Origin of the sequence: Streptomyces sp. NPDC052114 (genome assembly GCF_040680155.1) — a bacterium.
Classification (GTDB): domain Bacteria; phylum Actinomycetota; class Actinomycetes; order Streptomycetales; family Streptomycetaceae; genus Streptomyces.
The window spans coordinates 87,685-110,829 of the sequence record NZ_JBFAWC010000002.1 but is presented as its reverse complement, the minus strand read 5'-3'; the positions used below and the strand labels follow the sequence as shown (position 1 = coordinate 110,829).

General features: G+C 72.3%; 24 protein-coding genes and 1 pseudogene. 10 read left to right on the top strand and 15 right to left on the bottom strand.

What is annotated here, in order from left to right:
* Nucleotides 1-15 precede the first annotated feature (15 nt).
* The 3 genes from AB0L89_RS04690 to AB0L89_RS04680 are packed head-to-tail and all read right to left on the bottom strand — an operon-like array spanning nucleotide 16 to nucleotide 3,385.
* Complete coding sequence (locus tag AB0L89_RS04690) at nucleotides 16-1,158, bottom strand: acyl-CoA dehydrogenase family protein (protein WP_365134285.1); 1,143 nt, start codon at nucleotides 1,156-1,158, stop codon at nucleotides 16-18.
* Between the two features lie 44 nt (nucleotides 1,159-1,202).
* Entirely contained in the window at nucleotides 1,203-2,228 is a 1,026-nt protein-coding gene (locus AB0L89_RS04685; RefSeq protein ID WP_365134282.1) for an LLM class F420-dependent oxidoreductase, read from the bottom strand.
* The gene (locus AB0L89_RS04680; protein ID WP_365134279.1) at nucleotides 2,228-3,385 is read right to left on the bottom strand and encodes a CaiB/BaiF CoA-transferase family protein; all 1,158 of its coding nucleotides are present in this window, start codon (nucleotides 3,383-3,385) and stop codon (nucleotides 2,228-2,230) included. Before AB0L89_RS04680 ends, AB0L89_RS04685 begins: the two co-directional genes overlap by 1 nt.
* Nucleotides 3,386-3,531: 146 nt before the next feature.
* Here AB0L89_RS04680 and AB0L89_RS04675 point away from each other — a divergent pair.
* Nucleotides 3,532-3,980 (top strand): annotated as a pseudogene (locus AB0L89_RS04675) (DUF523 domain-containing protein).
* Nucleotides 3,981-4,010: 30 nt separating this feature from the next.
* On the opposite strand, the gene AB0L89_RS04670 reads toward AB0L89_RS04675, so the two are convergent.
* Nucleotides 4,011-4,397, bottom strand: coding sequence for an MmcQ/YjbR family DNA-binding protein (locus AB0L89_RS04670; protein WP_365134276.1), 387 nt, complete (start codon nucleotides 4,395-4,397; stop codon nucleotides 4,011-4,013).
* Between the two features lie 84 nt (nucleotides 4,398-4,481).
* Between AB0L89_RS04670 and AB0L89_RS04665 the strand changes: the two genes are divergently transcribed.
* On the top strand, nucleotides 4,482-5,678 hold the full coding sequence (locus AB0L89_RS04665) for a saccharopine dehydrogenase NADP-binding domain-containing protein (protein ID WP_365134273.1): 1,197 nt from the start codon (nucleotides 4,482-4,484) through the stop codon (nucleotides 5,676-5,678).
* Between the two features lie 63 nt (nucleotides 5,679-5,741).
* Here AB0L89_RS04665 and AB0L89_RS04660 read toward each other — a convergent pair whose 3' ends face one another.
* Complete coding sequence (locus AB0L89_RS04660) at nucleotides 5,742-7,187, bottom strand: glyceraldehyde-3-phosphate dehydrogenase (RefSeq protein WP_365134270.1); 1,446 nt, start codon at nucleotides 7,185-7,187, stop codon at nucleotides 5,742-5,744.
* A 99-nt stretch (nucleotides 7,188-7,286) separates the two neighbouring features.
* Nucleotides 7,287-7,979 (bottom strand): endonuclease V, encoded by a 693-nt coding sequence (locus AB0L89_RS04655; protein ID WP_365134267.1) that lies wholly within the window; start codon nucleotides 7,977-7,979, stop codon nucleotides 7,287-7,289.
* Between the two features lie 196 nt (nucleotides 7,980-8,175).
* Here AB0L89_RS04655 and AB0L89_RS04650 point away from each other — a divergent pair, with 196 nt between their 5' ends.
* A complete protein-coding gene (locus tag AB0L89_RS04650) occupies nucleotides 8,176-8,691 on the top strand; it encodes a hypothetical protein (RefSeq protein WP_365134264.1) in 516 nt (171 codons plus the stop codon).
* Nucleotides 8,692-8,795: 104 nt separating this feature from the next.
* Nucleotides 8,796-10,229: an SPFH domain-containing protein gene (locus AB0L89_RS04645; protein WP_365134261.1), complete on the top strand. Its 1,434-nt coding sequence runs from the start codon at nucleotides 8,796-8,798 to the stop codon at nucleotides 10,227-10,229.
* A gap of 25 nt (nucleotides 10,230-10,254) precedes the next feature.
* Here the strand turns inward: AB0L89_RS04645 and AB0L89_RS04640 are convergent, their stop codons facing one another.
* The 6 genes from AB0L89_RS04640 to AB0L89_RS04615 all read right to left on the bottom strand — a co-directional run bounded on the left by AB0L89_RS04640 (nucleotide 10,255) and on the right by AB0L89_RS04615 (nucleotide 15,063).
* Entirely contained in the window at nucleotides 10,255-11,532 is a 1,278-nt protein-coding gene (locus AB0L89_RS04640) for a PP2C family protein-serine/threonine phosphatase (RefSeq protein ID WP_365134258.1), read from the bottom strand.
* Complete coding sequence (locus tag AB0L89_RS04635) at nucleotides 11,529-12,533, bottom strand: SpoIIE family protein phosphatase (protein WP_365134255.1); 1,005 nt, start codon at nucleotides 12,531-12,533, stop codon at nucleotides 11,529-11,531. Before AB0L89_RS04635 ends, AB0L89_RS04640 begins: the two co-directional genes overlap by 4 nt.
* Complete coding sequence (locus AB0L89_RS04630) at nucleotides 12,530-12,931, bottom strand: anti-sigma regulatory factor (protein ID WP_365135536.1); 402 nt, start codon at nucleotides 12,929-12,931, stop codon at nucleotides 12,530-12,532. The genes AB0L89_RS04635 and AB0L89_RS04630 overlap by 4 nt, the downstream gene beginning before the upstream one ends.
* 58 nt (nucleotides 12,932-12,989) lie before the next feature.
* Nucleotides 12,990-13,397: an STAS domain-containing protein gene (locus AB0L89_RS04625; RefSeq protein ID WP_055698717.1), complete on the bottom strand. Its 408-nt coding sequence runs from the start codon at nucleotides 13,395-13,397 to the stop codon at nucleotides 12,990-12,992.
* Nucleotides 13,394-14,281: an STAS domain-containing protein gene (locus AB0L89_RS04620; protein ID WP_365134252.1), complete on the bottom strand. Its 888-nt coding sequence runs from the start codon at nucleotides 14,279-14,281 to the stop codon at nucleotides 13,394-13,396. Before AB0L89_RS04620 ends, AB0L89_RS04625 begins: the two co-directional genes overlap by 4 nt.
* A 281-nt stretch (nucleotides 14,282-14,562) precedes the next feature.
* Nucleotides 14,563-15,063 carry a MarR family transcriptional regulator gene (locus AB0L89_RS04615; RefSeq protein WP_365134249.1) on the bottom strand — a complete coding sequence of 167 codons (501 nt, stop codon included), beginning with the start codon at nucleotides 15,061-15,063 and terminating at the stop codon, nucleotides 14,563-14,565.
* Nucleotides 15,064-15,172: 109 nt separating this feature from the next.
* Here AB0L89_RS04615 and AB0L89_RS04610 point away from each other — a divergent pair, with 109 nt between their 5' ends.
* A complete protein-coding gene (locus AB0L89_RS04610; protein ID WP_365134246.1) occupies nucleotides 15,173-16,345 on the top strand; it encodes a PP2C family protein-serine/threonine phosphatase in 1,173 nt (390 codons plus the stop codon).
* An 18-nt stretch (nucleotides 16,346-16,363) separates the two neighbouring features.
* On the opposite strand, the gene AB0L89_RS04605 is transcribed toward AB0L89_RS04610, so the two are convergent.
* Complete coding sequence (locus tag AB0L89_RS04605) at nucleotides 16,364-17,212, bottom strand: RNA polymerase sigma factor SigF (RefSeq protein WP_365134243.1); 849 nt, start codon at nucleotides 17,210-17,212, stop codon at nucleotides 16,364-16,366.
* A 239-nt stretch (nucleotides 17,213-17,451) separates the two neighbouring features.
* Between AB0L89_RS04605 and AB0L89_RS04600 the strand changes: the two genes are divergently transcribed.
* The 3 genes from AB0L89_RS04600 to AB0L89_RS04590 all read left to right on the top strand — a co-directional run bounded on the left by AB0L89_RS04600 (nucleotide 17,452) and on the right by AB0L89_RS04590 (nucleotide 18,750).
* The gene (locus AB0L89_RS04600; RefSeq protein WP_365134240.1) at nucleotides 17,452-17,865 is read left to right on the top strand and encodes an ATP-binding protein; all 414 of its coding nucleotides are present in this window, start codon (nucleotides 17,452-17,454) and stop codon (nucleotides 17,863-17,865) included.
* Nucleotides 17,866-17,911: 46 nt separating this feature from the next.
* Complete coding sequence (locus AB0L89_RS04595; protein WP_365134237.1) at nucleotides 17,912-18,364, top strand: GNAT family N-acetyltransferase; 453 nt, start codon at nucleotides 17,912-17,914, stop codon at nucleotides 18,362-18,364.
* 86 nt (nucleotides 18,365-18,450) lie between these two features.
* Entirely contained in the window at nucleotides 18,451-18,750 is a 300-nt protein-coding gene (locus tag AB0L89_RS04590; protein WP_365134234.1) for a YciI family protein, read from the top strand.
* Here AB0L89_RS04590 and AB0L89_RS04585 read toward each other — a convergent pair.
* On the bottom strand, nucleotides 18,747-19,829 hold the full coding sequence (locus AB0L89_RS04585) for a YCF48-related protein (RefSeq protein WP_365134232.1): 1,083 nt from the start codon (nucleotides 19,827-19,829) through the stop codon (nucleotides 18,747-18,749). The two genes, AB0L89_RS04590 and AB0L89_RS04585, sit on opposite strands and share 4 nt — an antisense overlap.
* 241 nt (nucleotides 19,830-20,070) lie before the next feature.
* Here AB0L89_RS04585 and AB0L89_RS04580 point away from each other — a divergent pair, with 241 nt between their 5' ends.
* Nucleotides 20,071-20,487, top strand: a complete 417-nt coding sequence (locus AB0L89_RS04580; protein ID WP_365134229.1) for an SsgA family sporulation/cell division regulator — start codon at nucleotides 20,071-20,073, stop codon at nucleotides 20,485-20,487.
* Nucleotides 20,488-20,517: 30 nt separating this feature from the next.
* On the opposite strand, the gene AB0L89_RS04575 is transcribed toward AB0L89_RS04580, so the two are convergent.
* Entirely contained in the window at nucleotides 20,518-21,198 is a 681-nt protein-coding gene (locus AB0L89_RS04575) for a GPP34 family phosphoprotein (RefSeq protein WP_365134226.1), read from the bottom strand.
* A gap of 297 nt (nucleotides 21,199-21,495) precedes the next feature.
* Between AB0L89_RS04575 and AB0L89_RS04570 the strand changes: the two genes are divergently transcribed.
* Nucleotides 21,496-23,139 carry an ATP-binding cassette domain-containing protein gene (locus AB0L89_RS04570; RefSeq protein WP_365134223.1) on the top strand — a complete coding sequence of 548 codons (1,644 nt, stop codon included), beginning with the start codon at nucleotides 21,496-21,498 and terminating at the stop codon, nucleotides 23,137-23,139.
* Nucleotides 23,140-23,145: the final 6 nt, after the last annotated feature.

Here is a 23,145-nt window from a genome sequence, read left to right as displayed (position 1 = left end):
GTCGGCCGGTGGGGCTCAGCCGAGGAGGGAACGCCCGATGATCTCCTTCATGATCTCGGTCGTGCCGCCGTAGATGGTCTGGATGCGTCCGTCCGTGAAGGCCTTGGCGACGCGGTACTCCGTCATATAGCCGTAGCCGCCGTGCAGTTGCAGACAGCGGTCCGCGACCCGCTTCTGCAGCTCGGTGGCCCACCACTTCGCCATCGACGCGTGCACGGCGTCGAGTTCCCCGTTCGAGTGATCGACGATGCACCGGTCGAGGAACGTGCGGGTGACGGCGCACTCCGTGGCCATCTCCGCGATCTCGAAGCGGATGTGCTGGAGCTTGGCGAGCGGCCGCCCGAAGGCCTCGCGCTCCTTCACGTACGTCGTGGTGATCTCCAGGAGGTGCTCGGCGGCGGCGATCCCCGCGACGGCGATGCCCATGCGCTCCTGGGCGAGGTTCGTCATCAGGTGGACGAAGGCGCCGTTCAGCTCGCCGAGGAGGTTCTCCTTGGGGACGCGTACGTCGTTGAAGAACAGCTCGGCGGTGTCCTGCGCCTTCTGCCCGATCTTGTCGAGGTTGCGGCCCCGCTCGAAGCCCTCCATGCCGCGCTCGACGACGAGCAGGGACAGGCCGTGCGCGCCGCCCTCGGGCGTCGTCTTCGCGACGACGATCACCAGGTCGGCGAGGATGCCGTTGGATATGAACGTCTTGGAGCCGTTGAGCACCCAGTGGTCGCCGTGGTCCTCGGCGCTGGTGCGGATGCCCTGGAGGTCGGATCCCGCGCCCGGCTCGGTCATCGCGATGGCCGTGATGGTCTCGCCGCTGCAGAAGCCCGGCAGCCAGCGCCGCTTCTGCTCGTCGGTGGCGAGCGAGGTCAGGTACGGGCCGATGATGTCGTTGTGCAGGCCGACGGCGAGTCCGGCCGCGCCGGCGCGCGTGAACTCCTCTGCGAGTACGGCGGAGTAGCGGAAGTCGTCGTTGCCGCCGCCCCCGTACTCCTCGGGGACGGCGAGGCCCAGCAGCCCCTGCTTGCCGGCCGCGAGCCAGGCCTCGCGGGAGACGACGCCGTCCTTCTCCCACTGCTCGTAGTGCGGCAGCACCTCCTTGGCGAGGAAGGTGCGCACCGTCTCGCGGAACGCGTCGTGCTCGGCGGTGAAGATCTGCCGTTTCATCTGTACGTGGCCTCCTGGAGCCCTTCTAGAACCAGCGAGCCCTCTTAGAGCCAGCCCTTGACGGTTTCGATCGACCTGGCCGGCTCGGGGCCGACGGGGGTGACGTTGAGCATGGTGACGCCTGCGGCCCGGAAGGCCTCGACGCGCTCGCGCACGTAGCCCTCGGGCCCGCACAGCGACATCAGTTCGCACAGCTCGTCCGGGACGGCGGCCTCGGCCTCCCGCTTCTTCCCGGCGAGGTAGAGCTCCTGGATGCGGGCGGCCGCCTCCTCGTAGCCGTAGGCCACCGCGAGGTCGTTGTAGAAGTTCTTCCCCTTGGCGCCCATGCCGCCTACGTAGAGGGCGATCTGCGGGCGCGCGAGGTCGCGCGCGGACGCCGCGTCGTCGCCGATGGCGAGCAGTCCCCCGGCGACGGTCTGCAAGGGCCCGAGCGCCGGATCCCGCTTCTTGGCGCCCTCGGCGAGCGCGGCGCCCCACACCTCGTGGGCCTTCTCCGGGATGAAGAGGGTGGGCAGCCAGCCGTCGGCGATCTCGGCGGTCATCGTCACGTTGGCGGGGCCCAGGGAGGCGACGTACAGCGGGACTTCGGGGCGCACCGGCCTGGTGAGGATCTTCAGGGGCTTGCCGAGCCTGCCGCCCTTCTCCGGAGGCAGCGGCATGTCCGTGATGCCGTGGTGGTCGATGACCTCGCGGCGCAGGATGCGGCGGATGAGCTCGACGGTCTCGCGGGTGCGGCCGAGCGGCCTGTCGTACGTCTTGCCGTGCCAGCCCTCGACGACCTGCGGGCCCGAGGCGCCGAGCCCGATGATCGCGCGCCCCTGGGAGATCGCGTCGAGTCCGGCGGCGGTCTGGGCGATCAGGGCCGGGGTGCGGGAGTACACGTTGATGACGGCCGCGCCGATCTTCATGCGTTCCGTGCGCGCGGCCAGGTAGCCCATGATCGTGGGCGAGTCGAAGCCGTAGGCCTCCGCGACCCACACGGCGTCGAGCCCCGCGGACTCCAGGGCGGCGACGCCGTCGGCGGCCTCGCGCGGGTCGCCCGCGTAGGCGAGCGTGGCGGAGATCTCCATCAGTGGTGTTCCTCCTCGGTGGGCGCCGGTCCGTCGTGCAGCGCCGGTACGCCCCAGTCGCGGGCCACTTCGGCGGTGTCGGCGCCGGGTTGCGCGGGGCCGCCGCGCACCTGGGTGGGCGTCGCGGAGAAGCGGGGGGCGGGGGCGGGCTGGGTGATGCCGCCGTGGTCGGTGAAGGTGCCGCGCGCGGCGAGGTGCGGGTGGGCGGGGGCCTCGCGCAGCGAGAGCACGGGCGCCACGCACGCGTCCGAGCCCTCGAAGACGGCCGTCCACTCGTCGCGCGTACGTTCCTTGAAGCGGGCGGCGACGGCGTCGCGCAGCTCGCCCCAGCGGGCCAGGTCCTTGCGGGCGGGCGCGGCCTCGGCGAGGCCGAGCAGCGCGATGAACTCGTCGTAGAACCGCTGCTCCAGGGAGCCGACGGCCATGTAGCCGCCGTCGGCGGTCTCGTACGTGCCGTAGAAGGGGCAGCCGCCGTCCAGGAGGTTGGCGCCGCGCCGGTCCTGCCAGCCGCCGGCCGCCAGCATGCCGTGGATCATCGCGGAGAGGTGGGCCGCGCCGTCCACGATCGCGGCGTCCACGACCTGGCCCGTGCCGTGCTCGCGCGCGTGGTGGAGCGCGGCGAGGATGCCGACGACGAGATAGAGCGAGCCGCCCGCGTAGTCGCCCACGAGGTTCGCGGGGATCGCGGGCGGCTCGTCGGGGTTGCCGATCATCCCGAGGGTGCCGGTGATCGCGATGTAGGAGATGTCGTGCCCGGCGCGCTGGGCGAGCGGCCCCTCCTGGCCCCAGCCGGTCATTCGGCCGTAGACGAGCCGGGGGTTGCGGGCGTGGCAGTCCTCGGGGCCCACGCCGAGGCGCTCGGCGACGCCCGGCCGGTAGCCCTCGATGAGGACATCGGCGCGCTCGACGAGGTCGAGGACGCGGGCCGCGCCGTCGGCGGCCTTCAGGTCGACGACGACGGAGCGCTTGTTGCGGTTGGTGACGTCGTACTCGGGGTCGATGGCGAGACCGCTGCCGCCCGGCCGGTCGACGCGGACGACGTCGGCGCCCAGATCGGCCAGGAGCATGGCCGCGAACGGGCCGGGCCCGATGCCCGCCAGCTCCACCACCCGCACCCCGGTGAGCGGTCCGTGAACGCCCTTGCCCGGCACTGCCATTGAGCCCCCAGCGCTATGACACAACTGATGTAACACCAGTGATGCTAAGAACGTGTTCCACCGCGCACAAGCCCTTGACGAGCAAGCGCTTAGCCAATTCTGGCCCGCGGCGGCGGGCGGAGGCGGGCGGCGCCTAGCCTGAGGACATGGATTCCGTACTGGTCAGCGCGTGTCTGCGGGGAGTTCCGTGCCGCTACGACGGCCGTGACAAGGCCTCGCCCCTGCTCGACGAGGCGGTGGCGGGACGCGGGGTCGTGTCGTTCTGCCCCGAGGCCGCCGGGGCCTGCCGACACCGCGCAGGCCCGCCGAACTGGTCGGAGGCGACGGGCACGACGTCCTGGACGGCACCGCGCGGGTCGTCGAGGACACCGGGCGCGACGTGACGGCCGCGTTCGTGGCCGGCGCGCGGCGCGCGCTGGCGGCCGCGCGGCACGGCGGCTGCACCGAGGCGCTGCTGATGCCCCGCAGCCCCTCGTGCGGGCGCGGGGCGGTGTACGACGGGTCGTTCGGCGGGGAGCTGGTGGCCGGGGACGGGGTCACCGCGGCGCTCCTCGAACGGAACGGCATCGCGGTGCGGAACGCTCCGGGGGTCTGAATCCGCCAGGTCGTCGCGCGCGGGTCACGCTCACCGCGCGCGGGCGTCCAGCTCCGCGACGAGCTTCTTCGTGGCGATCGCGCGGTAGCTCTCCTCGACCCAGTCGCAGAGCAGCTCGGCGGCGGGGGCACCCTTCTCCTCCAGGGGGATGCGCACCCAGCCCGACCTGCCGAGGCCGTACCCCGCGGGCTCCGCTCCCGGCGCGGTCAGGGCGTGCGCGTGCGCCGCCTCGTCGGTGAGCTTGAGGGTGATCCCCAAGGGGTGACTGCCGTCGTCCATGCCGAGGAAGACGAACACCTTCTTGTTGACCTTCGCGACCGACTCGCCCCACGGGAACTCCTCCGTGGCGCCCGGCAGCCCGAGCGCGAAGGCCCGCACGCTCCCCCACTTCTTCACGGCGCCTTTCGGGACAGCCATGGACACCTCCTGGTCGCGGCCCACTCCTCTCACGCTAGCCTCGGCCACCGACAACTGCCCGGGGGCGTACGGCTGAGAGGTGCCATGACCGGTCGCAACAGCAAGAACAGTGATCGCGCGTACGACATCGTGCTCTTCGGAGCGACGGGGTTCGTCGGGGTGCTCACCGCGGAGTACCTCGCCGCGCACGCGCCCGAGGGGCTGCGCTGGGCTCTGGCGGGCCGCGACACCACGAAGCTGGAGAGACTGCGGGAGCGCCTGGCCGCGGACCATCCGGCCTGCGCCGAACTCCCGCTGGTGCGGGCCGATGTGGCCGACCCCGCCTCGCTGCGCGACCTGGCGGGGGACGCGCGCGTGGTCGCCACGACCGTGGGACCCTACCTGGCCTACGGGCAGGACCTGGTGGCGGCGTGCGCGGAGGCGGGCACGGACTATCTGGACCTGACGGGCGAGCCGGAGTTCGTGGACCTCATGTACGTCCGGCACGACGCGCGGGCCCGGGAGACCGGGGCGCGCATCGTGCACTCCTGCGGCTTCGACTCGGTCCCGCACGACCTGGGGGCGTACTTCACCGTGGGGCAGCTGCCGGAAGGGGTGCCGCTGCGCGTCGACGGGTTCGTTCGCGCGACCGCCCAGTTCTCCGGCGGCACCTTCGCCTCCGCGCTCAACCAGTTCGGCCGGGGCCCGCAGATGCTGGCCGCCGCGAAGGACCGGCGGCGGCACGAGCCCCGCCTGGTGGGCCGCAAGGCGTACGCACCGCCGAGCGCACCCCGGTTCGCGGGCGAGGTCGGCGCGTGGGCGCTGCCGCTGCCGACGATCGACCCGCAGGTGGTCCAGCGCTCGGCGCGGGCCCTCGACCGGTACGGGCCGGACTTCCGCTACCGGCACTACGCGGCCGTGAAGTCGCTGCCGGTCGCGGTGGGCGGCGCGCTCGCCGTCGGCGGTCTGGTCACGGCCGCCCAGCTGCCCGCCGCGCGGCGGTGGCTTTCGGGGCGGCTCAGGCCCGGCGACGGGCCGAGCGACGAGCGGCGCGCCAAGTCGTCGTTCTCGGTGCGGTTCGTCGGCGAGGGCGGCGGCAAGCGGGTCTTCACCGAGGTCTCGGGCGGCGATCCCGGCTACGACGAGACGGCGAAGATGCTGGGCGAGGGGGCGCTCTGCCTCGCGCTGGACGACCTGCCGCCGACCGCGGGGCAGGTCACCACGGCCGTGGCGATGGGGGACGCGCTGCTGGCGCGGCTGCGGGCCGCGGGGCTCGCGTTCCGGGTGGCGTCGGTCCGCTAGAACGGCGAACGGGTGCCCGCCCCTCCAGTGGGCGGGCACCCGTCGGCGCGGAGCTGCCGGTGCCTAGGAGACCGGCACGGGGTAGGTCGGGTACTCGACCCCGGAGACGTACTGGACGACCCGGATGACCTGGCACGAGTAGCCGAACTCGTTGTCGTACCAGAGGTAGAGGATCGCGTTGTCGCCGTCGACCTTGGTGGCGCCGGCGTCGACGATCGAGGCGTGGCGCGAGCCGACGAAGTCCATCGACACCGCGTCGGGCGCCGTCGTGAAGTCGATCTGACGCTTCAGCGGCGAGTGCAGCGACACGTCGCGCAGGTAGTCGAGGACCTCGTCGCGGGTGGTCTCGCGGCCCAGGCGCAGGCTGAGGATGGCGATCGAGACGTCCGGCACCGGCACGCGGATCGAGCTGCCGGTGATCGGGGCCTTGAGGTCGGGCAGCGCCTTCGCGACGGCGGAGGCGGCGCCGGTCTCGGTGATGACCATGTTGAGCGGCGCGGAGCGGCCGCGGCGGTCGGCCTTGTGGTAGTTGTCCAGCAGGTTCTGGTCGTTGGTGAACGAGTGGACGGTCTCCACGTGGCCGCGGAGCACGCCGTACTCGTCCGCCATCGCCTTCAGCGGCGGGACGATCGCGTTGGTGGTGCAGGAGGCGCAGGACAGGATCTGCTCGTCCGGCTTGATCGTGTCGTGGTTGACGCCGTGCACGATGTTCGGGACGTCGCCCTTGCCGGGGGCGGTGAGGACGACCTTGTCGATCCCGGGGCGCAGGTGCTTGGAGAGCCCCTCGCGGTCGCGCCACTTGCCGGTGTTGTCGATCAGGATGGCGTTCTCGATGCCGTACGCCGTGTAGTCGACCTCGGACGGGTCGCCTGCGTAGATGACCTTGATCTCGTTGCCGTTGGCGACGATCGTGCTGTTCGCCTCGTCGACCGTGATCGTGCCCTGGAACTGGCCGTGGATCGAGTCGCGGCGCAGCAGCGAGGCGCGCTTCACGAGGTCCTGGTCGCCGCCCCCGCGCACGACGATGGCGCGCAGCCGCAGGCCGTTGCCCGAGCCGGACTTCTCGATGAGGAGACGGGCGACGAGGCGGCCGATGCGGCCGAAGCCGTACAGGACGACGTCGCGGCCCTCGCCGCGCTCGGCCTTGTTGGCGCCGATGGCACCGGCGACCGCCTCGGCGGTGAACTGCTCGACGGTCAGTCCGCGGTCGTCGGCCTTGTAGGACTCCGCCAGCAGGGCCAGGTCGATCTGCGAGGGGCCGAGGTCGAGCGTCGTGAGGGCCTTCAGGAACGGCAGCGTCTCGGTGACCGAGAGCTCCTCACCGGCGATCTGGCGGGCGAATCGGTGGGTCTTCAGGATGCTGACCACCGACTTGTTCACCAAGGAGCGGCTGTGCAGCAGGACGGTGACGTCCCGCTCGCGGTGCAGCTTCCCGATGACGGGGATCATCGACTCCGCGATCTCCTCGCGGTGCTTCCAATTGGTGAACGAGTCGTCATTGACAGTCACAGGAGTATCTTTCGAGCTAGGCGGCGCTCATATGCTAACCCGACGCTCTTTTGAGCCTTCAACGGGTACCGCTGAGCGGTGCTCAGGATCCGCCGCTCCTCAGCCCGTCACCGCCTCCCGCAGGGCCGCGCGGCACAGGGCGTCCGCGCGGCGCGTGGACTCCGGGAGGCGGTAGCGGGGGGTCAGGCGCAGGGTGTGCGCGCAGGCGCGGGCGAGGTCCACCCGGTGGCCGGCCGAGACGAAGACCGGCTTCACGCCCTCGCGGGTGCGCAGCGCGCGGCCCACCTCCTCGGCGCCGTCCAGCAGCGGCGATGCGCTCCCCCGGGGCGCGGCCGGCGCCTCGTACGCGAAGGTGAAGGGGTTCTTGGCGACGCCGATCGTCGGCAGGCCCGTCAGGACGCCGAGGTGGCTCGCGAGGCCGAAGCGGCGCGGGTGGGCGACGCCGTAGCCGTCGCAGACGACCAGGCCGGGGTCGGCCGTCAGGCCGCGGAGCGCGGCGAGCACCGTCGGGATCTCCCGGAACGCCAGCAGGCCGGGCACATAGGGGAAGGTCACCGTGCCGACCGCCGTGGCCTCCTCGACCACGTCGAGGCTCGCGGCGTCCAGGACGACGACGGCCGCGGCGACGACGTCCCGCTCGTCGTCGTAGGCGACGTCCACGCCGGTCACGTGGCCGGTGCCGGGCGGCGGCCCCGGCTCGTCGAGGACGACGCGGGTGCGCAGCTCGTCCTGGACGGCGCGCGCCGCCCGCTCGTCGGTGGGCCAGCCGTCGGGAAGTGAGTACCTGATCATGGTGCGCGCCAGCCTAGCGGCGCCGTCCGGCGGCCTCCGGGCACGGAACCCGGAAACCGGGCGGACCGACACCCCGCGCCGGACCGGCATCAAAGAAGCGTAAAGATTGCCGGAAACCGGCAATGAACGAGTCGCCCCTGACATGTCACGATCGCCCCGTACCGAGGTGAAACGGCATGACGGGGGAAGTGATCCGATGACGGTCTTTCTGGGTCTCGGCATCGCGGGAATCGTGCTGCTGGTGCTCTCGCTCCTCCTCGACGGGGTCCTGGAAGGGCTCTTCGGAGGAGCGGGCGCGCTGGACGGGCTCTTCGACGGGCTCCTTTCACTGCCGGTCGTCGCCGGGTTCGTGTCCATGCTCGGCTTCGGCGGAGCGCTCGTGCTCGGTACCACCGGACTCGGCGCGGGTCCCGCCACCGTCGCGGGGGCCTGCGCCGGGACCGGAGCGGGCTGGCTCACCTGGAAGCTCACCCGCGCCCTGATGCGTGACCAGACCGCACCGACCCCGCGCGGCGACGACCTCGTGGGCACCGCGGGCTCCGTGGTCACGGCGATCCCGGCCGACGGCTACGGCGAGGTGCTGCTGCGCCTCGCGGGCCAGCCCGTGAAGTTCGCGGCCCGCAGCTCCGTCGCCGTGGCGCGGGGCACCGAGATCTGGGTCGACGAGGCCCTGTCGCCGACCTCGGTGGCCGTGCGGCCCGTGGAGCGCTGAGCGGGCCCGGCCCGCACGCGGCACTGCGCACGCGCACGCACGCATCGACTGCCATACGTCTTGTAACCGATCTGCCGTCCCCGGGTGGCAGGGGGGAATGCACCATGAGTCCCGTTCTGATTTCCGTCGTCGGAGTCGTCGTACTCCTCGTCCTGTTGGCGCTCGTCGTCATCACGCGCTACAAGGTCGCCGGGCCCAGCGAGGCCTTCATCGTGACCGGGCGGCGCGGCAAGAAGTCCACCGACCCGAACACCGGCCAGGTCATCACCGACAACAGCGGCCAGAAGGTCGTGGTCGGCGGCGGCGTCTTCGTCGTCCCGTTCGTCCAGCAGAAGTTCACCCTCGACCTGTCCTCGCGGCACATCCCGATCGCCGTGCGCGGCGCGGTCACGCTGCGCGGCGTGAAGTCGAACCTCGAAGGCGTCGCCATCGTGAAGGTCGGCGGCACCGAGGACTCCATCAGGGCCGCGGCCCAGCGGTTCCTGGTGCAGCAGGACGGCATCGTCGGCTTCACCCAGGAAGTGCTCTCCGGCGCGCTGCGCTCCATCGTGGGCCGCATGTCGGTCGAGGACATCATCCGTGACCGCGCCGCGTTCGCCGGGCAGGTCGCCGAGGAGGCCGAGGCCAGCCTGTCCGGCCAGGGCCTGGTCCTGGACGCCTTCCAGATCCAGGACATCACCACCGAGGGCTCCTACCTGGAGGACCTCGGCCGTCCGGAGGCCGCCCGCGCCAAGCAGGAGGCCGACATCGCCGAGGCCGTGGCACGCCGCGCCGCCGAGCAGGCGCGCCTGAAGGCCGAGGAGGAGATCGCGATCGCGCAGCGGACCTTCTACCTCAAGCAGGCCGAGATCAAGGCCGAGACGGACGAGGCGGCGGCGCGCGCGAGCGCCGCGGGCCCGCTGGCCGAGGCCGCGCGCCAGCAGGACGTCCTGACCGAGCAGGAGAAGGTCGCCAAGCGCCAGGCGGCGCTCACCGACAGCGAGTTGGACACCCAGGTCCGCAAGCCCGCCGACGCCGCGCGCTACCAGGCCGAGCAGGAGGCAGAGGCCCGCAGGATCGGCCTGGTCAAGCAGGCCGAGGCCGACGCCGAGCGGGCGCGCCTGACCGGTGAGGGCGAGAAGGCGCAGCGTGCCGCGCTCGCCGACGCCGTGCGCCTGGAGGGTGAGGCCGAGGCCGCCGCGATCGGCGCGAAGGGCGCCGCGGAGGCGGAGGCCATGCGCAAGAAGGCCGACGCGTTCGCGCAGTACGGCGACGCCGCCGTCCTGCAGATGCTCGTCGAGGTGCTGCCGAGCGTGGTCGCCAAGGCGTCCGAGCCGCTCGGCGCGGTGGACAAGATGACGGTCATCTCGACGGACGGCGCGAGCCAGCTCTCCCGCACGGTGGCCGACAACGTCGCCCAGGGCGTCGAACTCCTCAGCTCCACCACGGGAGTCGACCTCGCCGAGCTCCTCAAGGGCATCACCGGCGGCAAGACCACGTCCCCGGAGCCGGCCGCGGCCCCGGCCGCCGTCAACGGCCGGATCGACGTGACCGACTAGCCCGCGGCACGGGTCGGGCGACCCGTCACGTCGCGGTGCGGCGCACCGCGATCGCCAGGGTGTCGTCCTGGTGGAGCACGTCATGGAGCAGGTCCTCGGCCACCAGGCCGGGGACCTGTTCCGTGGGTTCGGCGCGGTGCCGGCACAGGGCGTCCTTCAGCCGGCGCTCGCCCTCGACGGGGTCGCGCCGGCTCTCGGTGAGGCCGTCGGTGTACAGGAGCAGCACGTCGTCGGCGTCAAGGCGCGCGGTCAGGACGCGTTCGCTGCCGGGCAGGGGGAAGCCGACGCCGCGCCCGCGCACCTCCAGGTACGCCGCGCTGCCGTCGCCCCGGGCAACCAAGGCGGGCGGATGACTGCCGTTGGCCAGGCTGAGCTTCCCGTCGGCGGGGTCAAGGCGGGCCAGCAGCAGGGTCGCCATGACGCTCTGGTCGAAGGGCGCCAGGATGGAGTCCGTCCGCGCCACGATCGACTCCAGCGGGTGGCCTTCGAGGGCCAGCGTCCGTACCGCGTGGGTGACGGTCAGCGCGGTGCGCGTGCTCGTTATGCCGTGCCCGAGCGCGTCGACGACGGTGATGTGGACGGTGCCGTCCGGCAGGGTGAACCAGTCGTAGAGGTCGCCGCCGGTGGGCGCCTCGTCGCTGGCCGGGGCGTAGTGCACGGCCAGCTCCAGGCCCTCGACGTGCAGGGGCCGCGGGCGCAGCGCGTCCTCCAGGGCCCGCAGGGTGCGGCCGTGCGCGGTGCGCAGCTGTTCGTCGCGCTCTTCGAGCTGGACGTACAGGGCGAGGACGCCGCTGTTCGTCTCGGCCAGTTCGTGCTTGAGCCTGCGGTGCTCGTCGGCCAGGGCGTCCGCGCGGGCGAGCGAGGCGCGCAGCTCCTCCTCCAGGAGGGCGATGTCGGCCTCACCGCTGTGCGCCGCCGCGGGGGTCGCGGGCGGGCGGCTCGTCTGCGGTACGCCGGGGGCCGCCTGGCCCTGCGCGCCGGCCGGCGGCAGGGGCAGGTTCCACACCACCGTGCCGTCGGGCTGGGTGCGCGCCCGCAGCGGCAGGCTGTCGGTGGCCACTTCCGGGCCGGAGTTCTGGCTCGGCAGACGCAGGGCGAGGGTCAGCAGGTGGGAGCCGTCCTCGTCGGTGTCCCGGCCGCTCAGCAGGGTGACGGGACGGCCGCCGCCGAGGGCCGCCGCGGCCACCTCGCTCAGCGACAGGACGAGGCGCGCCCGGTCGTCGGCGGGCAGCCGGTGCCCCAGGGCGATGCTTCGTACGGTGTGCCGCAGGGCCGTGAGCGTACGGAAGGTTTCGCGGGTCATCTCATTCCCAGGTGCGGGCCGAGGGCCAGGACGGTGGCGTCGTCGCGACGGCGGCGGTGGCTGTGGGCCAGGTACGCCGCGAGCATCACCGGAGGCAGTGTACGGAGCGCGTCGGAGGGGGCGTGCGTCCACCGGTGGTCGATCCCGTCGGTGTACAGGACCACGGTCGTGTGCTCGTGGAGGTCCACGAAGCGGCTTCTGGGCGCGGGGAGGGTGTAGCCGACGATGCCGGCCTGGCCGGTGAACTGGTGGTGGATGCCTTCCGGGGACACCACCGCGCCGCGTACGTTGCCGACCCCGCAGTACTCGGCCTGCCCTGCGGTGATGCGCAGCGCGCCGACGGCCGCTCCGCGCGTGTGCCGCAGCGCCTTGTGCAGGGCGGTGAGCACGTCCGCGAGCGGGGCCGCGGGGTTCGCCAGGAAGGTCCGCTCGGCGCGCTGGGCGGCCGTGGCGGCCTCGGGCCCGTGGCCGAGGCCGTCGATCACCAGCACGGTCCGGACACCGCCGTGCTCGACGACGGCGTAGCCGTCGCCGTTCTCGAGCTGGCCGGCGGCGGGCAGGCACAGCGCGCCCGGCGCGGCGGCGGTGGGCGGCGCGTCCGGGGCGGCGAGGCGGGCGTGGGCGAGCGTGCCGAACCCCGCCTCGGAGCGGATGGTGAAGTCCGTGGCGATCCGGCGCACGGCGCCGAGTCCGGCGCCCAGCGTCCTGGTGGTGCTGTACCCGTCCGTGAGGCTCAGGGCGATGTCGGGCATGCCGGGACCGGAGTCGACGGCGACGACGTCCAGGCTGTCGCCGAGCGGCGACCGCTGGACGAACAGGGCGCCGTTGCGGGCGTGCTTGACGATGTTGCTGGCCAGCTCGCTCGCGAGGACGGCCGCCTGGTAGGGCAGCGCGCCGGGCATCTCGCGGGCGCACGAGCGGGCGTGGTCGGCCGCGCTCTGCACGGCGCTGGGGTGGTCGATGGCGATGTGCGTGCTGCGGGCCGCCGTGGCGGTGTTCACCGCGGTCCGACCCAGCGCAGGACGGTGACGGTCGTGCCGCTGCCGGGCGTGGACCGCACCTGGAACTCGTCCATGAGGCGGCGTGCGCCGCCCAGGCCGTGCCCGAGACCGGCACCGGTGGTGTACCCGTCCGTGAGCGCCTCGTCGACGTCGGCGATGCCCGGCCCCTGGTCGCTCACCGAGAGGCTCAGCCCCCGGCGGCCACCGCGCCGGACGATCTCCAGCGTGAGCGTGCCCCCGCCGCCGTGCACGTAGGCGTTGCGGGCAAGTTCGCTCGCGGCCGTGACGATGCGCGTCTGGTCGACGAGTCCGAAACCGACCCGAAGTGTCGCCTCCCGGACCGCGTGGCGCACCGAGAGCAGGTCTTCCTCCGCGCGAATGGCGTGCTCGGCACGGATGCCGTCGGTCTCCGAGAGACCCTCGGCGAGGGCGGGGCGGACGGATGTTTCCTCGATGTCACGGTAGAGGGACAACGGGTTCCCCCTTTGGGGGTCGGGGTGCCGGCTGCCAGCCCAGCGCGATCATTCCCTGCTCGGCGTTGAGCGTGGTCTCCACACCGGACAGCTGGAGTCCCAGCTCCACCAGGGTGATCGCGACCGCCGGACGCATGCCGGCCACGATGACCCGCGCTCCCAGCAGCCGTGCCGTGGTGGTCAGTTCCATCAGCGTGCGGGCCACGAAGGAGTCGATGATCTCCAGCCGGGAGATGTCGATGAGGATCGCGCGCGCCCGGTCGGCGACGATGCGCTCCGTCAGCTCCTCGGTGAAGGCGACCGCCGCCTTGTCGTCGAGTTCGTTGAGCAGGCCGGTGACCAGCACGTCACCGAGTCGCAGAATCGGTACGCCGCTCAAACCGCCGTTCACCGCGCGTCCGCGTGCGAGGTCAGGTGGACCGACTGGTCTCTGAGCATCGGAATGGCGGCGGACAGGGCGTCGGCCAGCGTCGCGCGGGTCAGGATGGCCGACAGGTCGATGCCGAGCTGCGCGATGATCTGGGCGATCGGCGGACGGATGCCGCTGATCACGCAGTCGGCGCCCATCAGCCGTACGGCGTTGACCGTCTGCATCAGGTGGTGCGCCACCGCGGTGTCGACCGTGGGCACACCCGTGATGTCGATGATCGCGACCTGCGCCTCGTCCCGCTCGATGGCCTCCAGGAGGTTCTCCATCACCACCTGGGTACGGGTGGTGTCGAGCGTGCCGATCAGCGGCACGGCCAGGACCCGGTCCCACAGGCGGACCACCGGCGTGGAGACTTCGAGGAGTTGACGGCTCTGCCGGCGGATGATCTCCTCACGGCCCTCGACGTAGATCTCGAAGGACATGGCGCCGGCGGAGTCGAGGAGGCGGTTGATGAACAGCGCGGCGTGGTAGAGCGCGGTGACGTCGCCCGCGGGCGTGCCCTCCTGCACCGCTTCCAACAGCGCTTCCTTCAGTGCCAGGACGGCCAGCGAGGTGGCCGTCGGCGTCGCGCCGCCGCGTGCGCGGCGCAGCGAGAGGTCCGTGACGGCCTGCCGCAGGCCGGGGTGCGCGGCCACGACGTCCTGCACCGCGTACTCGGTCTCGAGGCCGGCGAGCAGGGCCTCGACCAAGGAGTCGGCCTCCTCGTTCAACTCGGCCTTGGTGATGCCGGTGTCCAGGACCGCGCGCTCCGACTGGAGCTCCACCCAACGGTCGGCCACCTTCTCGCCTTGCTCGCGCAGGGTGGCACTGACGCGCGACCGGGCCTCGGACTCACTGGTGTTCATTCCATCCACCTTAGCAATTGTTGTCGCGCGGCAAATGTTATCCCGAGGCCGACGATCTTTGGACGCCCGGAGCCCACGAAGCGTCAACTGCGGCAGCCGCCCGAGCCGTTAAGCCTTCTCCCGCCTGCACCGGCAGCACCGTTCCCCCGAGTGCGGCCCGCACCCGGAAGTATCGTTACCACCTGTTCGACCGTCTGCGTGTACCTGGATGCACCGAAAGTAAACCCACGCGATCAGGGGAACCGCCACCCCTCTCCCGACGGAACCGCGGCGCGCCCCGGTCAGGCCGTCCCGACCGCGCGGGCGCCCGCCGGCCCCGGACGCGGCTCGGCCGCCTCCACCGCACGGCGGAACCCGCTCAGCCCCTTCACCAGAGCGGAGCGTTCCGCGGGCCGCATGGTGGACAGCGCCTCCAGCAGCGCTTCCTCCCGGCGGGCCCGCAGATCCTTGAGGTAACTTTCTCCCCGGCTCGACAAGCGCAGTTCGAGCTCGCGGCGACTGGCTGAACTGAGGGACCGCTCGATGAAGCCCAGGGCATGAAGGCGGTCACACATACGACTCACCGACGACGGCGCCGACCCCAAGTGCTCACCGAGGGTCCGGAGGTTGATCCCCTGAGCGCCGTCCAGGGCGAACAGCACACGCAGCTGTGACGACGACACCGGTGCGGTCGGCGCGATGTCCCGGCCCCGCCCCCACAGCACTTCGAGCAGTTCGATGACCTCCCGGGCGGCCTGTGCGGCCGCGCCCGGATCGCCCGCGCCGGAAGTGTCGGCATCCATACCCGCAACTGTGACACTTCGCAATGGCCCTGTCAGTCGATGAGGCATGGCAGGCCGACGGCTCCTTCTCGCACTCTCGTCCCGAACAGGAACAGGTGGTAACCGACAGGTGGACAGATTCACGGCTGTGGAGCGTGCCCTGCGCTGCTCCGCACCGCACGCTCTCCTCGAAGCCGTACAGGACGCGCTCGCGGTCCACTACACAGCCTGCTCCGTCGACCTGCTCATGGCCGACTACGCGACGACCATACTCCAACCGGTCAGTGCGCTCCCCTACACCGCGCGGCCCGTACCGGTGCACACCAGCGCCCCCGGCCGTGCCTTCGGGCGCCAGGAGCCGCACATCGAGGCCGACGGCCACGAAGGGGAGGGCGTCGTCTGCGTGCACCTCCCGGTCAGCGTGCGCGGCGACCGCATCGGCGTCCTGACCGTGCGCCTGCCCGCCACCGTCTGCGACCCCGCGACCGTGCGCGAGCTGAGCGACGTGGCGGAGGTCCTCGGGCACGAGATCCTCGTGGCGGAGCGCGACACCGACCTCTATCTCCAGGCCCGGCGCGCCGACCGGCTCACCCTCGCCGCCGAGATGCAGTGGCAGCTCCTGCCCGGACGGTCCTGCTCCCGTCCGGAGTACGACATCGGGGCACAGCTGGAGCCCGCCTACGCCATCTACGGCGACAACTTCGACTGGTCGACCTCGGCCCACCACCTGACCCTCACGGTCACCAACGGCATGGGCGAGGGCATCGAGGCCGCCCTGCTGACCAATCTGGCGGTCAACGCGCTGCGCAACGCGCGCCGCGCCGGGCTGTCGCTCACCGATCAGGCGTGCCTGGCGGACCAGGCCCTGTACGGCCACCACCAGGGCGCCGTCCACCTCTCCACGCTGCTGCTGCGCTTCGACCTCGCCACGGGGGAGGCCGAGGTCATCGACGCGGGCTCGCCGAAGATGTGGCGGATGCGCGACGGCCGGGCCGAGCCCATCGAACTGGACGCGCAGCTCCCGCTCGGCATGTCCGAGGACACGCCCTACAGCGCGGAGCGCCTCCAGGTCCTGCCCGGGGACCGGCTCCTGTTCGTCAGCGACGGCGTCTACAACGTGGCCTCGCCCACGGGTGAGCGCTACATCGAGCGTGCGCTCACCCGGGCGATGACCAGCACCCGCCTGCTGCCGCCCTCGCAGGTGCCGCGCGCGGTGCTCCTGGAGCTGTCCGGCCACCGCGGGCCGATCGACGCCGAGGACGACGCGATGATCGTGTGCCTCGACTGGCGGGGGCGGGCCTGAGGCCGGCATGAGCGCAGGTCAGCCGGCCGGGGTGAGCATGCCCGCGCGCAGGCGCTCCAGCGTGCGGGCCAGCAGCCGTGAGACGTGCATCTGCGAGACGCCGAGGCGCTCGCCGATCTGCGCCTGCGTCAGCTCGTCGACGAACCGCAGATGCAGGATCCGCCGGTCGCGGTCGTCGAGTTCGGCGAGCAGGGGGGCCAGGGCGTGGAAGTCCTCGACCAGTTCGAGGGCCGGGTCCTCCTCCCCGATGAAGTCCGCGAGGGCCGCCTCGCCCTCGTCGGGGTCGCCGTGCACGGAGGCGTCCAGGGAGGTGGAGTTGTAGCCGTTGGCGGCCACCTGGGCCTCGACCACCTCGTCCTCGTCCAGGTTCATCAGGGCGGCGAGCTCCGCGACCCGCGGGGCCCTGCCGAGTCTCGTGCTCAGCTCCTCGGTGGCCTTGGCCAGCTCGACCCGGGCCTCCTGGAGACGCCGCGGCACGTGCACGGCCCAGGAGGTGTCGCGGAAGAAGCGCTTGATCTCCCCGGTGATGTAGGGCACCGCGAAGGTCGCGAACTGCGTGTCGCGGGACAGCTCGAAGCGGTCGATCGCCTTGATCAGACCGATCATGCCGACCTGGACGATGTCCTCCATCTCGTCGGCGCGGTGCCGGAAGCGCCCGGCCGCGTACCGGACGAGGGACATGTTCATCTCGATCAGGGTGTTGCGCGCGTACTGATACTCCGCTGTGCCTTCCTCCAGCGCGGCGAGCCGGTCGAAGAACACCCTCGACAGGTCCCGGGCATCCTGCGGGCTCATGGCCCGCGGGGCGGTGATCTCCGGCAGCGGGTCGCTCCCGGTCCTGACCCGTGTTCCCGTCACGATCGTCATGTTGCCCTCCTAATAGGCCGGCTCTGCGCGTCCTCCGAGGCGCCGGTGAACGGCGACTACCCCGAAGTGATCACTTCATGTCGGCCGATCGCACAACTCCGTGATCTGGCCGAGACGTTCGCACAACCCTGCGATCCTCCCGCGTCAAAGGCGTTGAACCCGCCATTTTCGGGCAAGAGATCTTCTCGTACGGCCCTCACCTGGTAAGGCCGTTACGCCGCACAAGAAGGAGGAGGCTGATGCGGACACCGCATGCACCGTTCGACACCGCTCCGCCGGAGACGGCCACCTTCGACAAGAAGCCGGAATCCGTCACGGACGCGCGGGACCTCACGCGTGACTTCGTCGCCGGCCTCACCCCGGCCGTCGGCGACCAGGCCGCCGCGACCATCGAACTCGTCGTCTCCGAGCTCATCACCAACGTGGTGCGCCACGCCCGCGGGGCCCTGTGCTCCCTCCAGCTGCAGGCGCGCACCGACGGGATCACCGTCGCCGTCTCCGACGCGGACCCACGGCCGCCCCGGGAGCGCGCCCCCGACCTCGAGGGCGGTACGGGCGGGTTCGGCTGGCCCATGGTCCAGAACCTGGCCAGGGCCGTGAGCGTCACCTTCGACGCGTCCAGCAAGACCATCCGGGCGGAACTCGCGCGGTAGCACCCCCGCCCTCCGGCCCCGCCGTCCGGGCGGCGATACTCCGATCATGGAATGGACCCTGCGCCCCGCGAACACGGCGGACATGGAGGTCATCGCGGAGCTCCGTGCGGTCGTGATGCGGCCGGATCTGGAACGGCTCGGGCGGTTCGACCCGCACCGGGTGCGCCAGCGACTGCGGGACTCCTTCTCGGCCGGGCACACGTCCGTGATCGAGAGCGAGGGCGCCTTCACGGGGTCGGTCACCCTGCGGCCCGACACCGTCGCCGACGGATACTGGCTCGAACACTTCTACCTCTCCCCCCATGTGCAGGGGCGGGGCCTCGGCTCGGCGGTCCTCGGTGCGCTCCTGGAGCGCACCGACGCCGAGGGGACGGCCGTCCGCCTCGACGTCCTGCGGGGCAGCTCGGCCCGACGGCTCTACGAGCGCCACGGATTCACGGTGGAGCGCCAGGACCCGGTGGACGTGTTCATGGTCCGGGCGCCGCGGACGGCCGACTGAGCCATGGTCCGGGCGTCGCGGACGGCGGTCTGAGCCGGGCACGCCCGCCCCGCGATCGCCCGGGGCCGCCGGGTAGCCTCGCGATCATGTTCATTCTCGAATTGACCTACACCGCGCCGGTCGCCGCCGTCGACGAGCACCTGGAGGCCCACGTCGCCTGGCTCGACGCGCAGTACGAGGCCGGGGTCTTCATCGCCTCCGGCCGCAAGAACCCGCGCGACGGCGGCGTGATCATCGCCGTCGCGGACGACCGCGCGCGGATCGAGGAGATCACCGCCGCCGACCCGTTCACGGTCGCCGGGGTGTGCGCGTACCGCGTCACCGAGTTCTACGCGACGAAGACGGCCCCGGAGCTCGCCCCCTACCGCGAGCAGCTGCCCGCCTAGCGCCGCTCCAGGCGGGCGATCCGCCCCTTCTCGCCGGACGCCCAGCAGCCCCGGTCCCGGGCGCAGTCCACGGTGTCGTACGAACCCGTATCGACCGTGCGCCAGGTCCGCCCGCCGTCCGTCGTGACGTCCGTGCCCGTCGGGCCGACCGCGAGGGCCGTGCCGCGGCTGTGCGGGAACCACGTCACGCCCGAGCGGTAGGCCGGCGGCGGGCGGCCCGCCGGGTCCCAGGTGCGGCCGCCGTCGCGGGTGACGGCCGCGGCCTTCGGCGAGGCCTGGTCGGCGCGGTAGTCGCCGCCGACCGCGATGCCGTGCGCGCGGTCGCGGAAGGCGAGCCCGAAGACGCCGCGGGCCGGGTCGCCCGCGGGGATCGGGGCGTCGGTGGCCGTCCAGGTCAGACCGCGGTCGGCGGAGTGCAGGATCCGTGCGCGCGAGGCCCCGCCGGTGGCCAGCCACACGTCGCGCGGCCCCGAGCTCACCAGGCACTGGCCGCTCGCCGCGAAGCCCGCCTCGCCCTCTTGGGCGGCGGGCATGCCCGCGTTCGGGAGCACCTGCCAGGAGCGGCCGCCGTCGGCGGTGGACAGGATGCGGTACTTGCCGTCGACCGGGTCGCTCATCGCGAGACCGTGGCGGCGGTCGAAGAAGGTCATGCAGTCGTAGAAGGCCTTGGCGTCGGTGTTGCGGAAGGACTCCGTCCAGGTCGCCCCGCCGTCCTCGGTGCGCAGCACCCGCGAGGCCTCTCCCTCGCCGATGGCGAGGACGACCGCGCGGCGCCCGTCGAAGGCCTCCACGTCGCGGAACTCCAGATCGGCGGCGCCCGGTGGGGAGACATCGCGCCAGGTCTTGCCGCCGTCGGCGGTGCGCAACACCGTTCCCTTGGTTCCCGCCACCCAGGCCGTCCTGCTGCTGACCGCGGCGAGCCCGCGGAAGCGCGCGTCGGTGCCGCTGTCCTTGAGCTGCCAGCGCGGACCCCCCTTCGGGGTGGATCCGCGGCCGTCCGCCTGCGCGGTCCCCGGCGCCGCGAGGACGGCCCCCGCGAGTGCCGCGCCGCACAGGCCCGCCAGTACCGTGCGCCTCATCGACTTCGTCTTCCCCATGCCCCTCATGGCGGGCGAAGCTAGCCGACCCGCCGGGCCTCGTCCAGATGGCCGGAAGGCGTCCCCCGTGCGGTGAGCGCCGGGAACCGCGCGGGCCGCCACGGTGTCGCGGTGACAGAGGTCACTCGCTCTCACCCGCTCTCCGTGTGCACGGATCTCGTCATTCCGTCGTCTATCCAGGTGCCGAACCCCAGTCGTCCAGCAGTCAGTGAGGGAGCAGGCGTTGTCCACCGTCATCGAGCAAGCCGTAGAGGCCCGCCTCGTCGCCGCCGCGCCGCGGATGCCGACCATTCCCGCCACGCTCCACTACGACCTGCGGGATCCCTTCGCCGTGCGGATGAGCTTCCCCGCGCCGGCGACCCTGGAGGGCATCGAGGTCTACTGGACCTTCGCCCGCGAACTGCTGACCCAGGGCGTCGAGCTCCCGGCGGGCGACGGGGACGTGCGCGTGCGGCCGTACGGCTTCGACCGCACGGTCGTGGAGTTCCACGCGCCCGAGGGCACCGCGATCGTCCACATCCGCACGGGCGACCTGCGCCGCTTCCTGCACCGCACGACGGCCCTCGTGCCCCTCGGCCAGGAGTTCCGCCACGTCGACCTGGACCAGGACCTGGCGGAGCTGATGCGGGACGCCTGCTGATTCAGGCCCCCGAGGGTCCCTCCCTCGCCCTCAGCCGCCCCCGCCCCCGGAGCGCGCGATCTCGGCCGCCGCGACCGCCGAGTCCAGCGCCTTGCGGAGGTGGCCCATCAGCTCGCGCAGTTCGGGCGACCCGCCCGCGCTGCGGTCGGTCAGCGCCTCCAGCCTGTCCTTGTGCCGTCTGCGGTCCCTGCCCGTGACGACCGGGCGCAGCTTTCCGGCGGCCGCGCAGACGACGAGCGCCGCGTCGCGCTCGGCGACCTCCTCGACCGGCTGCGGCCCGCGCAGCACGGCGAGCACCTCCGCGTGCAGCGCCTCCGCGTAGCCCGTGCGCTCCAGCTCCCAGCGCCGGGCGGGAATGACGCCGAGGACGCGCCTGCGCTCCGCGCGCAGATAGCCGTGGGCGGCCAGCTGGTCGCGGACGGCGCCCAGGGTGGCGCGGGAGCGGTACGTCAGCCAGCCGCGCCACTTGCGCGGACGGGAGCGCTCGACGACGTCGAGCAGGTCGTCGAGGACCGTGTCCCCGGTGCGCGCACCGACGACCGGCGCGACGGTGCCGCCCGAATCGCGCAGCAGACCGCGCTGCGCCAGCTCCGCGAGGGCCCCGGCGCGGACCACGAGGTGCAGGTCGGGCCCGCCGGTGAATCTGCCCTTGTCGGGGTGGTAGGCGAGCAGGAAGAGCTTGGCGGGCAGGGACAGCGTTCCGAAGTGCACGGCGCCTCCTCGTCCGGTGGGTCCGACGATAAAACGTTGACACGCACCAAGGGCCTTCGTACGGTGTACAACGGTTCTGTTGCCGTCGATAGGAGAAGGACGTTGCTCGTCTGAGGTCATGAGACACCGCGTCACACAGCTTTCGCTGCTGTGCACGCCGTTGTGTGCGACCTCGGCATCCGAGCCGTCCCGTCCCCCCGGCACAGGCCTTCCTTATTTCCCTGGCCTCTCCACCGCCGCGGTGTCTCGAACGCGTTGCCCCTGACCACGCTCGACTCACGCAACCGCGAGGCCTGTATGTCTCATACCCCCACCTCTCTCACCTGTACGTCGCTCTCCTTCGCCTGGGCCGACGGCACCGGCGTCTTCGACGGCCTCCAGGTCGCCTTCGGCCCCGGCAGGACCGGGCTCATCGGCACCAACGGCTCGGGGAAGTCCACCCTCCTGAAGCTGCTCGCCGGTGAGCTGACGCCCACCGAGGGCGCCGTGCGCGTCGTCGGCGAGGTCGGCTACCTGCCGCAGAACGTCACGCTCGACACCCGCGCGCGGGTCGACGAGGTGCTCGGCATCGCCGCCACACGTGCCGCGCTGCACGCCATCGAGGCGGGCGACGTGCGCGAGGAGCACTTCGCCGCGGTCGGCGACGACTGGGACGTCGAGGAGCGCGCCCGCGCCACCCTCGACGAGCTCGGGCTCGGCCACATCGGCCTCGACCGCACCACCGGCGAGGTGTCGGGCGGCGAGTCGGTGCTGCTGCGCCTGGCCGCCCTGCTGCTGCGCAGGCCCGACGTCCTGCTGCTCGACGAACCCACCAACAACCTGGACCTGTACGCCCGTCGGCGCCTGTACGCGGCCGTCGAGGCGTGGTCCGGGGTCCTGGTCGTGGTCAGCCACGACCGTGAACTCCTGGAACTGGTCGACCAGATCGCCGATCTGCACGAGGGCGAGGTGCGGTGGTACGGCGGCAACTTCAGCGCGTACGAAGCGGCCCTCGCCACCGAGCAGGAGGCGGCGGAGCGCATGGTGCGCGTCGCCGAGTCGGACCTGCGCAGGCAGAAGCGCGATCTGGCCGACGCCCAGGTCAAGTTGGCCCGCCGCAAGCGGTACGGCCAGAAGATCGGGGACAGCGGGAGTCTGCCGAAGATCCTCGTGGGCGCGCGCAAGCGGGCCGCGCAGGAGTCGGCGGGCAAGCACCGCATCATGCACCAGGAGAAGCTCGCCGAGGCCAAGGAGCGCCTGGACGACGCCGTCGAGGCGGTGCGGGACGACGACGAGATCCGCGTCGACCTGCCGCACACCCTGGTCCACCCGGGGCGCACCGTCCTCACCCTGAGCGGCCTCGAACTGCGCTACGGCGCCCGCGTGAAGGGCGAGTTCGAGCTGCGCGGTCCCGAGCGGATCGCGCTGATCGGCCGCAACGGCGCGGGCAAGACCACGCTCCTGCGCACCATCGCCGGTGAGCTGGACGCGGTGGCCGGGGAGGCGCTGACGCACGTCCCTACGCGGTTCCTGCCGCAGCGCCTGGACGTGCTCGACGACGAGCTGAGCGTCGCCGAGAACGTGGCGGCGCACGCGCCCGGCGCGACCAACAACCGCGTCCGGGCGCGCCTGGCCCGCTTCCTGTTCAAGGGCGCCAGGGCCGACCAGCAGGCGGGCACCCTGTCGGGCGGGGAGCGGTTCCGGGCGGCGCTCGCGGCGCTGCTCCTCGCGGAGCCCGCGCCGCAGCTGCTCATGCTCGACGAGCCGACCAACAACCTCGACATGGCGAGCGTGAAGCAGCTCTCGACGGCCCTGGAGTCGTATCAGGGCGCGCTGATCGTGGCCAGTCACGACGTACCGTTCCTGGAGTCCATCGGCATCACGCGGTGGCTGCTCCTGGACGGGGAACTGAGGGAGATCACCCAGGAAAAGAAGACAGAAGCTGTCGGGTATTCCGACTAGCTTCGC